At 39.6% G+C, this 12,827-nt stretch carries 9 protein-coding genes; 5 read left to right on the top strand and 4 right to left on the bottom strand.

Annotated features, from left to right (window positions below):
* The first annotated feature begins 236 nt into the window (after positions 1-236).
* From AC0KSB_RS09395 to AC0KSB_RS09385, 3 genes are read left to right on the top strand one after another with little or no spacing between them, the layout of a single operon-like run.
* Positions 237-2,357, top strand: coding sequence for an efflux RND transporter permease subunit (locus tag AC0KSB_RS09395; protein WP_472308591.1), 2,121 nt, complete (start codon positions 237-239; stop codon positions 2,355-2,357).
* Positions 2,341-4,056 (top strand): hypothetical protein, encoded by a 1,716-nt coding sequence (locus AC0KSB_RS09390; RefSeq protein ID WP_472308589.1) that lies wholly within the window; start codon positions 2,341-2,343, stop codon positions 4,054-4,056. Before AC0KSB_RS09395 ends, AC0KSB_RS09390 begins: the two co-directional genes overlap by 17 nt.
* Before the next feature lie 22 nt (positions 4,057-4,078).
* Positions 4,079-4,672 carry a TetR/AcrR family transcriptional regulator gene (locus AC0KSB_RS09385; protein WP_472308587.1) on the top strand — a complete coding sequence of 198 codons (594 nt, stop codon included), beginning with the start codon at positions 4,079-4,081 and terminating at the stop codon, positions 4,670-4,672.
* Between the two features lie 7 nt (positions 4,673-4,679).
* Here AC0KSB_RS09385 and AC0KSB_RS09380 read toward each other — a convergent pair whose 3' ends face one another.
* From AC0KSB_RS09380 to AC0KSB_RS09365, 4 genes are read right to left on the bottom strand one after another with little or no spacing between them, the layout of a single operon-like run.
* On the bottom strand, positions 4,680-5,819 hold the full coding sequence (locus AC0KSB_RS09380) for an ABC transporter permease (RefSeq protein ID WP_472308585.1): 1,140 nt from the start codon (positions 5,817-5,819) through the stop codon (positions 4,680-4,682).
* A 1-nt stretch (position 5,820) separates the two neighbouring features.
* Positions 5,821-6,993, bottom strand: a complete 1,173-nt coding sequence (locus AC0KSB_RS09375) for an ABC transporter permease (RefSeq protein ID WP_472308583.1) — start codon at positions 6,991-6,993, stop codon at positions 5,821-5,823.
* Positions 6,983-7,624: an ABC transporter ATP-binding protein gene (locus tag AC0KSB_RS09370; protein ID WP_472308581.1), complete on the bottom strand. Its 642-nt coding sequence runs from the start codon at positions 7,622-7,624 to the stop codon at positions 6,983-6,985. The genes AC0KSB_RS09375 and AC0KSB_RS09370 overlap by 11 nt, the downstream gene beginning before the upstream one ends.
* 31 nt (positions 7,625-7,655) lie before the next feature.
* The gene (locus AC0KSB_RS09365; protein WP_472308579.1) at positions 7,656-10,130 is read right to left on the bottom strand and encodes a zinc-ribbon domain-containing protein; all 2,475 of its coding nucleotides are present in this window, start codon (positions 10,128-10,130) and stop codon (positions 7,656-7,658) included.
* A 428-nt stretch (positions 10,131-10,558) separates the two neighbouring features.
* On the opposite strand from AC0KSB_RS09365, the gene AC0KSB_RS09360 reads away from it, so the two are divergent.
* Positions 10,559-11,236, top strand: coding sequence for a CPBP family intramembrane glutamic endopeptidase (locus tag AC0KSB_RS09360; RefSeq protein ID WP_472308577.1), 678 nt, complete (start codon positions 10,559-10,561; stop codon positions 11,234-11,236).
* Between the two features lie 63 nt (positions 11,237-11,299).
* Entirely contained in the window at positions 11,300-12,814 is a 1,515-nt protein-coding gene (gene putP / locus AC0KSB_RS09355; protein WP_472308575.1) for a sodium/proline symporter PutP, read from the top strand.
* The last annotated feature ends 13 nt before the right edge of the window (positions 12,815-12,827 follow it).

The following is a 12,827-nucleotide window of genomic DNA, read 5'->3' as shown; positions in this document are numbered from 1 at the left end:
GCAGTACGCTTTATGGCAAAACAGCCTATATTTGGTTTTGCCATAAAGCGTTTCTTAAGAAACAGAATTATTGATAAAAAGAAATTTTGCCATTTGTGATTGCATAAAAAAAATAAAAGCATTAGTATAAACATATGATTAAAACACTTGTTTTAATCATATGTTTATTTTTGAGTTATGCCTATATCAGTAGACGTTTTTTTGGTATTGCCAAGTTTATCTGTGGAGGTGTTTTTGTGCTTTCGGGTTTTAATTTAGCAGATCATCTGCCTGTCGAAGCGTTTTTATCACACAGGCGCAGGGTTATAATTGTTTTTGCACTAGCTGTTATTCTGAGTTTGGCTTTGATGCCTTTTGTTAATGTTAACTATGATATGAGAGAGTACTTGCCTGATGACAGTAAGACCGTTGAATCACTCCAGCTTCTTGAACAAACCTTTGGTATTGAGGGTTCAGCTTATATTATGGTTCCAGCAGAAGATCTCCCCCAAGTCTTTGCCTATAAGGAAGTTATAAAAAAAGTCGATGGAGTTGCCCAGGTTATTTTTGCAGATGATCTACTTGATTTTAAACAACCTCTGAGCTGGCATGATCAAAATGTTATTAACACTTATCTAAAGGATAATAAAGCTCTTTTTACTGTTTCTTTTACAGAAGACGACTATAGTGATTTAACACGACAGGCGCTTGTAGAAATAAGAGAAAGTATAGATGCGGAAATCGCAATGGCAGGCCCAGCTGTAAGGACAGCTAATATGACTTCTTCAGTCGGGCGCGAGTTGTTCTGGATCATGGCGGTTGTTATACCTCTTTTTCTGATTATTTTGCTCTTATTTACCCATTCCTATACCGAGGCGATACTTTTTTTGATTGTTATAGGAGCTGCAGTTGTTATAAACATAGGTACAAACAGTATTTTTAATCATATTTCATTTATGACCCATCTTAGTGTAGCAGTGCTACAGTTTGCTATTTCTATGGATTATTCAATTTTTCTCCTGCATCGTTTTGGTGAGGAAAGACAAAATGAACCTGATCTTGCCAAAGCAATGATAAAAGCGGTACGTGGTTCTTTTGCCCCGATTACAGCCAGTGCGGCAACAACAATTGCCGGTTTTATGGCACTTACCGGTATGCGTTATTCTTTGGGACGCGACATGGGGCTTGTTCTGAGCAAAGGTATCCTGTTCAGTCTTATCTGTGTTCTCTTTTTACTGCCGGTAATGACTTTAACTTTTATAAAATCTATAGATAAAACTACTCACCGCAATTTGCTTCCTTCATTTCGTAAAACAAGTCCCGCCATAATAAAAAGCAGGTTTATTCTTGTACCTATCTGGATAATTATAATGATTGCTGCTTTCTGGGCACAAAGTAATAATAGCTTTATTTATGGAGAGTCGGCTATTATGTCCAGCAAAGGCTCCCAGGTAGATATTGATCAAAATCTGATTGAAGATACTTTCGGCAGACAAAATCCTTTGCTTGTTATTATCCCCTCGGGACTTCCAGGTACAGAATCATTATTAATCGATGAACTTGCTCAAATACCTGTAGTAAATTCAATTCAGTCTTTGGCATCTATGACTGACCCTGCTTTACCAAGGCAGTTATTGCCTAAGCAAGCAACAGAGCAGATGGAAGCAGGTGACTATAGCCGAATTATTATGACTCTGGATACATTAGAGGAAGGCGAACAAGCTTTTGCTGTTGTTGATCAAATCAGAGAAATTACCTTAAAGCATTTTTCTGAAGCGGTTATTTTTGGTTCCACAACAAGTGTAGCTGATATCAAAGATGTTGTTGAGCATGATTACTCTTTGGTAAATCTTCTTTCTATTCTTGCAGTAGGCCTTATTTTGCTTATTACTTTTAGGAATTTCCTTTTACCTATAGTGCTTGTTTTAATTATTGAATCGGCTATCTGGCTTAATATGTCTATCCCTTTTATTGCTGGTAATAGCCTTAGTTTTATCGGCTACATGATCATCAGTGCCGTTCAGCTTGGAGCGACAATAGACTATGCTATTCTTCTTACAAGCAGATTTATAGAAAGAAGGAAAAATACGGAAAGCCTTGCTGCCGGTAAACAAGCTATCGGACTTGCCGGCGGATCAGTTTTGATGTCAGCTGGTATTTTAACTGTTGCCGGACTTGTGGTATGGATAGTTTCAAACATTGAAGGCATTCAGGAGCTGGGACTTCTTATTGGCAGAGGAGCAATTATGAGTGGATTTATGGTTCTGATAATACTGCCACAGCTTCTGGTCTTGTTGGATAAAGTAATATATAAAGCAGATTTCGCCGCCTATTTAAATCGAAAAAAGGAGGTCAGGCAACATGTTGAAAATAAATAAAGCAGTCAGAGTATCTATTCTTATGTGTTCATTATTGTTTGCAGTTTCTTTCATAGGAAGCGGTTATAGTTCAGGCCGTTCAGAACAAATTGAATTAAAACCAACACTCTCTTCTGTTGTCAACAGCAGTCAGTCTTTTCAAAAAAACGAAACGGTTTACGGTATTCTAAATAATAATGGCAGCGTAAAAAGTGTTGAGATAGTTAATCATCTCTATGCAGGCTCAGGCAGTGCATCTACCGAAACAGAAAATCTATGGCTTGATTATGGAAATTATACCGAAATTGTAAACTTAACCGATGAAAGACAGCCTGATCTTAAAATAGCAACTACTGCTTCATTACAAAAAGCAGCAGTCGATCTGAATTTACCTGTATCGTATTTTGATGGCATGCAAAATATAGTTTGGCAGGCAAGAGCAGAGGCTGATTTGTATTATCAAGGAACAAGCGAACTGCCCCTTCCTTGGGAAATCCAAATTGACTGGTTGCTTGATGGAAAGCAAGTAACTCCTGAGCAAATAGGTGGCAGCAGCGGCAATGTGGTAATAAAGGTAAGCGTGGAACAGGCAGAAACTGCTGCTGATATATATAAGACTAATTATATTCTGCAGATTTCCGTTCCTTTATCGATGGATAAGGCAAAAAATGTTTTAGCACCAGGCGCAACGGAAATGATTGCCGGCAAAACCAGAACTTTAGCATATACTGTACTCTCAGGACAGTCGGCATCACATGAAATCAGTTTTCAGGCAAATGATTTCAGCATGGATCCTGTACAGATCAGTGCAGTTCTCTCTACCGTTTCAGTTGAAGGTTTTGATGATTTGATCGACGGGGTTTCAAATATCAGTCAGGCACAATCAGATATCGCAAATGGCAGTATAGAGCTTAGTGATGGCTTGCTGAAACTTATCGAAGGTTTGGATCAGATATACTCTGGTCTGGATTTATATGCGCAAAGCGGCGATGAATTTGCAACTGGTTTGAATGAGTTGACAGACGGCATACTGCAGCTTAAAACACAACTCGTGACATTAAATAATGGAAGTCAGCTTTTTGCAACTGGTTTATCAGACTTTGCCATGGGGTCTGCCCCGATCTTAACAGGTTATATGCAATTGGAACAGCAAATGAGTCAACTGCTTTTGCCAGAACAGACAAAAGCAGAATTACAGCAGCTTTTGGCTTTGCCTGATCAATTGCCAGATGGCACTTTCATAACGGCTCAAAAAGAACTAGCACAATCTTTGCTAAGCTTTGACGGTGCAATAGGTGAAATAAATCTGGCTTTTAGTCAGCTCAACAGTGGTCTTGCTGAATACACAGAAGGTGCGGAAGCATTGGCAAACCAGTATGGAGAGCTGCAGTCCGGTATTGCTCAAATACCTGGAGGAATTGATGAAATACTAGCAGCTTTTAACCAGATCAATTCAGGATTCGTAGTGCGTGAACAGGCACTTGACCCTTTGATGACCGGTCTTGATCAAAGTCTTACAGGTGGTAGAATACTTCCCGGTGCAGCTTCAGATCTTGCAGATGGTCAGTCAGAATTGTCAAAAGCACTTAAAGAAATTGAAAATAGTGTTTCAGGCATGATATCGAGTGAAAAAGTATTTCCTCAATCCTTTGCTGCCCCTGGATTAGTTTACCCGGAAAGTGTACAATTCTTAATGCGTACAGAAGGGATTTCAAACTAATCAATAAAGAAGGTGCAAAAATATGAACAGTCGCGATCAAAAAAAAGAACTGCTGCTCGATGCTGCTGTAGCTATATATGCCAGACAAGGGGATTTTACAGCCCGGGAGCTGGCAGCTGAAAGCGGTATGAATATTGCATCCTTGAATTATTATTTTGGTTCGAAAGAGAACCTCATGGAGATGATTGAACAAAAACTGATTGATATTTTTGTAGAAGAAATTACCTTGGCAGGAGATAGCGATGCTCCTGTTGCAGATAGATTGTATCTTTTGCTGCTACAGGTGAGCCGCAGACTCGGCAATAACCCTGGTTTAGCAAGACATTTTATTGAAATGCTGATTGCCGGAGAGAAAAAAATATATAATTTACTCGCCAATACCCTTGGGGTAGACAGTCCCGCCTACAATGTTTTTGCCGGTATGATGGAGGAAGCAGGAATAAAGGATAAAGATGATATATGGCATCGCCTTGTTATAGGAATCAGTTCGCTGGCACCATCTCTGATTTCAGGTCTTGGTAATAATACTTCGGTTGCCGAAACAAAAACTTTAAGGCAAGAGGATTTTTTAGAAAAACATATCAGAACTTTGACCAAAATGCTGCTGGTTAAATAATAATTTTCTAATCAGTATTGATTCGTTTTTTCTGCACAAAATAACCTATAAAAAGCATACCGGCACCGATTAGAATAACTATCCACAAAGGTGCGACCCTGGTACCTCGGATTGCAGATAAAGCCCAGCCATGTGGACTGTATTGCCCGTATTTATTTAGCATATTGTGTGACAATTGAAAAAAGCAGCCTCCGATAAATGCTGAAAACAACAATGCCAGAAGGCTTAGATATAAACGCATGCTTTCTTCTATCAGCGATAAAAGCTGTCCAAATCCTAGCATGACAAATAAAAAAACAAAGAGAATCAAAAGATCATTTAATCTGACCGGCTGAGACATCAGTAAATTCATACTGGCTGTATAAATAATAATTTGAACCAGACCCAAGAGCTGCAAACTAATCAAGGTGGCAGTATAATCAAAAGCCAGTCCTCTGGAAGTAGAGCCCAAACGGCGGCGCAGATCTGCACGACAGAGCGATAGAGTTCCAAGTATTGCATAGATAGATAGAAAAAAGACCTCCATTGAGTAATCAGAAACCACAAATGTCAAGGTGGGAGCAACTCGAAGATTCCCAACGAAATCAATAGTGATCAAGGCTTCCTGCTTGCTTAATTCTTCTATTCTTCTAGCAAAACGGTCTTTAAGATCCTCAGGTATCTGACGATTGTCTGCCATATAAAGATCACCAATCTGATCAACCATCGCCTCCTGGCTATAAAGTGGCAGCGCTGAGGCCACAATTACTTCCTGTACCATAGTTGTAACCATTGAACCTTCTGCTTCATAATATCTAAGATGAGGATTATCAAAATCACTTAGTTCTGCTTCAAAACCCAAATCAATTACCAGAAGTCCGTCCACTTCTTCTCTAAGAAGCATACGCTGTGCTTCGTTCTCAGTCGGCAAAAAAATTGTCCAGCCTTTTGCTTTCAGATCTTCTATGACTTTATTACTGGCCTGGCTTTTATCTTCATCCAAAACAGCAAGAAAAATATCTTTATCAATATTACGCAAATTAGCTACACCTGCTATTGATCCAAGCAGCATAGGTAATAAAAGCAGCATTACCAGCATTACCGGTCGATTGAGCAAATCTAATATTTTTATTTTTGTTAATCTTAGCAGTATAGTCACATTTTTCATTTCATTTTACCTTTTTCCATGAAAACCAGCTCATAGGTATACATATTAGTACGATTATCAGAGGCCATATATACATGCTGGCAGCTATATCTCGTTCATAAAGCAGATCATATATCTGATTAAATGACCAATAAGCTGGTGAAACAGGCTGCAATGGCAAAAGCCATTCTGGTAGAAGTTGTCTTGGGTAAATTCCTCCGGCCAAAAGAAGGAAAGCAAGCATACCCAGCCATGCAGTAAGCATAACAGTTTCTGTACGACGGCTTCGATATGCTAAGGACAGGCAAAGCAAAGAAGAACTTAAATACAAAGGAAGTACTGCAGTGATTATCATCAACCAACTAAGCTGAGGCAAATAAAATCTGGCAAATAAAAACATGGGAACAAGTCCGGTTAAGAGCCAAATCATGCCTATAATCATTTTTGCCAGATGTAATTGCCACCATGGCACATTTGCTGCTCTCAAACGTTCCTGCTGACCACTTTGAATTTCCTGCTGCACCATCATCAATACAAGAAGTGCCGGTAGCATCCCGAATATGCTGGTTAAAGCGGCAATTACAAACCAGAACTGCCGCATCTTAGCTTCATGCTCCACCGTGAGCATACTGTTTCTTCTGATCATACGAAAAGCTACATCCAGCGTTGCCGCACTGCTGTATTGTTCATATTTTTCAACATCATTTATCAGAGGTCTTAACTCTTCCTGATAGGTATAAAGGGTTGCCTGTACAGAAGTAAAACTATCAACAGCATGATTAAGCAGCTTGGCAAAAAGATTGGCTTCTGCAGGCATCTGTTCATTTAAATAAACCAGAACATGTTCGCGCTGTTGTACGGAAATTGTATTTTCATAAAAATTCTCAGGCAAAACAAGTACCAGAACAACTTCATTGCGTTCAAGGCGGGCTTTTGCCGTTTCATAATCATCTAGATATACCGTTTCTACCGCATCAAGATCTGAAAATTGTGTTCTTATAACATAAGAAATAATACTTTTATCATAATCAACAATAGAAACCGCAAGGGTTTCATATATTTCCAGCTCTCCTTTATCATCTACCCAGGCGATATTCTGTCCAAAAACAGTAAGAAGTATGACTACCACAAGCAAGGCCGCTGTGCGAATATTACATGATTCCCGCCAGTAATAAAGAATAAGTCTAGGGAGCATAGTTCACCTTGCCATTTTTTAGCACAATCATACGGTCACAAACATTTGCCATTTCATTTGCATAATGATTGACCATCAGAATTATTCTGCCTGAATTACGCAGATCGCTGATTGTCTGCAAAATTATATCTCTGTTATCTTCGTCAATACCAGCTGTCGGTTCATCAAGTAAAATCAGATAAGGATTGCCAATTATACCGGCAGCAAGATTGGCACGTCTTGCCATCCCGCCGGAACATTGGGAAATAGATTTTTTTAGAAAAGATGACACATTGGTCTGATGAGCAACTTCAACAATAGCATCTTTAAGTACGCTTCCTCTAAGTCCTCTTATAGCTCCCCAGAACTCAAGATTGCGATAGACACTAAGACGGTTGGATAAGGCAATTGATTGGGGAACATATCCTATCATACTGCGATATTTGCCATGCTGAACAGACGAAATTCCTTGCAATCTTATTTCTCCCTGATCAGGTTCAAGAACAGATGCAATTATATTTATCAGGGTTGTTTTTCCTGTTCCATTTGAACCACTTATGCCCAGAACAGTGGAAGGGTCAACTTCAAAGCTGACCCCTGCCAAAACACTTTCTTTTTTATATTTTTTATGAACATTGTTTACTGTTAACATATAACACCTGACAATCTGCGAAAATTATTTATCAGTCCCAGTTGGCATAAAACTCATCCCAGTAGGCTTCCCAGTCCGCATCGTCCCAGTCTTCCCAACCTTCGTAGTCTTCCCAGTCATCATAATAATCTTCCCATTCGTCATCTTCGTATTCCCAGTCATCTTCATAGTCCCAGTCATCTTCATAGTCCCAATCGTCCCAGTCTTCCCAGTCGTCTTCATAGTCCCAGTCATCGTCATAATCCCAGCCACCATTGAATCCGCCCATCATGATACTATTGAGCATTTCTTCTGAAAGACCCATAGAGTTCATAATATTTTCTAAATTTACGAGCACATCCTCTGTCAGCAGATTCTGAAGCGCTTCTTCATCTGATAATCTGACTGTGGCAACATCACTCAGGGAAGGTATGGAGACCTTTTTACTTTCAATAATCTGATATCCAAGCTTAACTGCTCCCATATCCTTGATTGAAAGATCAATCTGGTAGCGGTCATTTTCATAAGTTCCTATTATCTCAAGTTCAGGGATTTCCTCTCCGGTCATTGCCGGTGCTATTTTAACAACTGCGCTACCTGTAAACCAGGTTTCATCACCCATATCAAATTCTTCGAAATCTACAAAATCGGCAGTCAGCATTGCCGTTCCCTCAGCAATTACTTTAAGTTCGCCGGTTTTCTTTTCACCGTCTTTCTCATACTCTGCTATAAGCTCGATCTGCTCGCCTTCCATGTCCATAATAAGACCTGTTACATACAGACCGTCTTCTTCAACTTCATCGTAGTAAGTAAGGTTCATAACTTCATAGCCATCTTCATCAGTCATTATTATATGTCTGGCTCTTACATTATCCTTCTTATCTACATGTATGGTTTGAACAATTTCAACATTCTCCAGGTCTTCTTCTGTACTTTCAATCTCCTCTATGGCAGCATTAATTTCATCTTCCCACTCTTCACGGGTCGGAAAAGATTCCATCTCAAACTCGTCATAAGAAATCATAGAGAACTGATAAACAAAATCGTAGAAAATCGGATCATCTCTTAACTCTTCAAGAATCTCAATCATCATCGCCTGAAGATTTTCGCCTGTTGTTGTAACTGTATAGGAATCATAAACAGCTTTTACTGATCCGGCTTTAATTTCTGATTTTTTTTCAAATTCTGCTTCATCTATATGATCCAGAGCTATATCTACCAGTTTATTAACAGATTTTTCCAGATCGCGGCGTTCCATATCCACACCGAAGGTTAACATATTCATGGTGTCTGTTATCGTGCTCATGTCAAAATCAACACCAGGACCCATCATCTCTTGCATATCCTGATCATCAGCAACAATATATGTACCTAAAAGCTGAGGTATGCCAACAATCATCTGCTGTTCATCCTGTAGCGCTTCCAGTGTTAATACAGCCTCTTCACCTACCATAAAATCTAGCTTATTATATAATTTCGAGTCATCTTTACGATCAAACATATAGGTGTTTTTAAGGCTAATATTCTCAATTGTTGTGACCATTGACGGATCCAATCCGAGAGTATCTCCGTCAACCGACAAAGCAAGGTCAATAATACGTCCACCGGTATCATCTTGAGTTCTGATCATCAGATCAAGCATATCTGTGGTGTACTGAGCCATTTGTTTTGCTTCTATTGCAACATATGATTTTTTAGGACCACGAATCATTCTTGCTATATCTCTGCCTGCAAAAATCCAGGTAAGTGCCCCTGCAGCTATTATCACAGCGAGAATCACAATCAAAGGAACTATGCTCTTTTTGCCACCTTTTTTGCCTTGTGTTGCTGACGGTTGATTATACTGAGCATTGTAACCTGGTGCATTATATCCCTGTTGGGGTTGTCCAGTGTATCCGGGAGCGGCAGGCGGCGCACCATAAGGGTTTTGTGTCTGATATGGAGATGCTGCCGCCTGACCGTTATAAGGCTGGTTAGGCTGCTGATAGGGAGACTGTCCATAAGGTACAGACTGATTCCCTTGCGGCTGCTGATATTGCTGGTGTGCCTGAGGAGGTTTTGACTCCGCAGTCGGTTGATTCCTTTTTAAATTATTACCGCAACCTGTGCAAAATGCAGTTCCAGGCTGTGCCTGCTTGCCACATTTAGTGCAAAATATTTTCGGCAAAGTAGTCGCTGCTGCCGCCGGAACTTCTTGCTTAGGCATTTCAGGTATAGGTGCTTTTTCTGCTTTGGGAATCTCTGGAGTTTCTGGAACTTCTGCTTTCGGCATCTCTGGCATCGGTGGAACTTCCACTTTTGGCGCTTCCGGAACCGGTGGGGCTTCTGGAATTACCGGAGCCTCCGGCTGTGCTGTAACACCGGTCTGGTCATTACCGTCAGGAATCTCTGTTTCCTTATAATCAGCTGTTGTCTGTTCTTTTGCAGATTCTAAAGTTGTCTGCTCTGCTGAAACTACTTTATTGCCGCAATTATTGCAAAAAATAGCAGCATCGGGCAACTCATTGCCGCACTTTGTACAATTCATAATGAACCCTCCCTTTTTGCTGTCGAACCCTTCTAAATCAATCTTTAATACTCAATTAGTAATTTTGATAACACTTGATCACAAAGAAGCTTGCGCGAGTACTTGTGATCTTTAGTTTTCATATTTGCTAAACGTAAAACATCCCCAAAAAAACCTTTCTCATTACATTATACTCGTAACAGCATACCACATGCAATCAAGTTATGACAAAGTTTGACTCTGACTTATTTTCAGTAAAATATCTGTTTGTCTTATTACATGTAGTTCCTTATTAATCCAAGCTTGAGTTTGACAAAGCTTGACATGATATTGTTAAATCTGGCATTATGCAACATATGCCGTCTCTCAAAAATAATTGAAGAAAGTGCAAATATATTTGCCTGATTATACTCCTTAAACAGGCAATAAAATTTATTTGGGTGATAAATTTGAAAAAAAGAAATCTTTGTAGAGATATTTTTATCATAATTTCGCTTTTGCTGGTATATGCTTTTATCAGCAAAATCCTCGATCCTGTATATGCAATTAAATCAATTTCAAAAATAGTCTTATTTGTGTTACTCCCTTTTATAATTAGCAAAGTTTTTCTTTCAGATCTGGAATGGTTTAAAATTAATTTTAGCCTTAAACCGGTCAGGAAGTCTTGTTTGCTTTTTACAGGTATAGGTGCAGTCATCATTTTGGTTTTGTTTGTTTTTTCAAAACCTCTTGGGGCTATTTTCAGCGCAGAGCAGGCAATAGGCGAAATTCGTGAAAGAACCGGTGCTACAAAGCTTATGATCTATCTGACATTTATTTATATTCCCTTTTTTAACTCTTTTACAGAAGAGATTTTTTTCCGTGGTTTTATTCTGGGAAGATTGTTAAAGAATTTGACTTACAGGCATGCTTCAATTATCTCGGCATTATTGTTTTCGCTATACCATCTTACTGTTTTTCGCAATTGGTTCAACTTGCCTGTTTTGATCTTGTCTCTGGCAGGACTTTTTGCCTCTGGACTAATTTTAAACCACATAACTTACCGTTTTAACAGTCTTTTACCTGTCTGGATTGTTCATGGTCTGGCAAATATAGCAATATTCGCTGTAGCACTGCCATTTGTCTGATATTTTGTGGTAAAATAGCCAAGTCTATTTTATCATTTTTATCACATATTGGGAGGGCTTGATATGACAGCGCAACAGATTTGGATACTGGTTGCGATGATTGCTTATCTGGCAATGGTTATTGCTATAGGTTTGCTTTACTCGCGTCGCAATCAAAAATCAGAAGACTTTTTTCTCGGGGGACGTAGTCTTGGACCATGGGTAACCGCCATGAGCGCAGAGGCATCGGATATGAGCAGCTGGCTGCTGATGGGTTTGCCTGGATTAGCTTATATTTCAGGATTAGGCGAAGCAGCATGGACCGCAATTGGTCTGGCTGTCGGTACTTATCTGAATTGGCGGCTCGTTTCGCGCCGATTACGCAGATACAGTCAGATTTCGGGAAATGCCTTTACATTACCTGATTTTTTCAGCAATCGTTTTCATGATAAAAAAAGAATTCTAATGAGCATTGCAGCTTTGTTTATTCTTATTTTCTTTACTGTTTATACTGCTTCCGGATTTGTGGCTGCCGGCCGTTTATTCGAAAGTATTTTCAATTTTGATTATGTAACAATGATGATCATAAGTGCGGCTGTTATTGTTATCTACACAGCACTTGGCGGCTTCCTTGCCGAAAGTACTACTGACTTTATCCAGGGAATATTAATGTCTATTTCCTTGGTTGTAATACTAGTTGTCGGAACAATTTATGTTGGCGGCCTGGATAATGTTATTGAAAGAGCACAAAGCATGCCGGGTTATCTTGATTGGTTCGGAGTTCATAATGCTGTAACCAACTCCGCTATAAGCTATGGGCCATTGCAGGTTGTTTCTGCACTGGCATGGGGGCTGGGCTATTTCGGAATGCCTCATGTTCTTCTAAGATTCATGGCAATTAAAGATGCCAGTATGTTAAAGAAATCACGTATAATCGCAGTTGTCTGGGTTTTGATATCTCTTGCAGCAGCCGTTTTTATCGGGTTTGTCGGAGCTTCTGTTTTCCCTGGAGAACTTGGTGGTGCAGATAGCGAAAGAGTCTTTATTATGATGAGCACGACCTTGTTACCGCCTGTTATTGCCGGAGTTATTCTTTCGGGCATTTTGGCAGCTACAATGAGCACCTCGGACTCTCAGCTTCTTATGACTTCTTCTGCTATTTCTCAGAATTTCTTCAAAGGTGTGCTGAAAAAAGATGCAAGTGAGAAGCAAGTATTGTGGGTTTCAAGACTTACTATTATAGGTGTTGCTATTGCGGCCGCAATCATGGCTGCAAATCCGTCAGGAACAATATTCCAGATTGTAGCACATGCCTGGGCAGGCTTCGGTGCAACATTCGGACCTCTTATGCTATGTTCGCTTTTCTGGAAACGTACAACCTTTAAGGGTGCTCTGGCAGGAATGTTAAGCGGCGGTGTCACCGCTTTACTCTGGCCTCGCTTGATTTATCCTTTAGGTGGAATTTTTGAAGTTTATGAACTGCTACCGGCATTTATCGTATCACTTTTGCTGATAATTGTTATCAGCCTTATTGATAAAAAACCATCTACAGAAATCGAGAAAGAATTTGAGCTTGCAAAATCTTCCGATGCAATTTAAATTATTATGGAGT

It is taken from the genome of Ercella succinigenes (assembly GCF_900002895.1).
This window is presented reverse-complemented; position numbering and strand designations above follow the sequence as displayed.

Bases quoted from the DNA above. Each gene is read 5' to 3' on its own strand.
- AC0KSB_RS09390 (WP_472308589.1), top strand. From the start codon at position 2,341: ATGTTGAAAATAAATAAAGCAGTCAGAGTATCTATTCTTATGTGTTCA.
- AC0KSB_RS09385 (WP_472308587.1), top strand. From the start codon at position 4,079: ATGAACAGTCGCGATCAAAAAAAAGAACTGCTGCTCGATGCTGCTGTA.
- AC0KSB_RS09380 (WP_472308585.1), bottom strand. From the start codon at position 5,819: ATGAAAAATGTGACTATACTGCTAAGATTAACAAAAATAAAAATATTA.
- AC0KSB_RS09375 (WP_472308583.1), bottom strand. From the start codon at position 6,993: ATGCTCCCTAGACTTATTCTTTATTACTGGCGGGAATCATGTAATATT.
- AC0KSB_RS09370 (WP_472308581.1), bottom strand. From the start codon at position 7,624: ATGTTAACAGTAAACAATGTTCATAAAAAATATAAAAAAGAAAGTGTT.
- AC0KSB_RS09365 (WP_472308579.1), bottom strand. From the start codon at position 10,130: ATGAATTGTACAAAGTGCGGCAATGAGTTGCCCGATGCTGCTATTTTT.
- putP (WP_472308575.1), top strand. From the start codon at position 11,300: ATGACAGCGCAACAGATTTGGATACTGGTTGCGATGATTGCTTATCTG.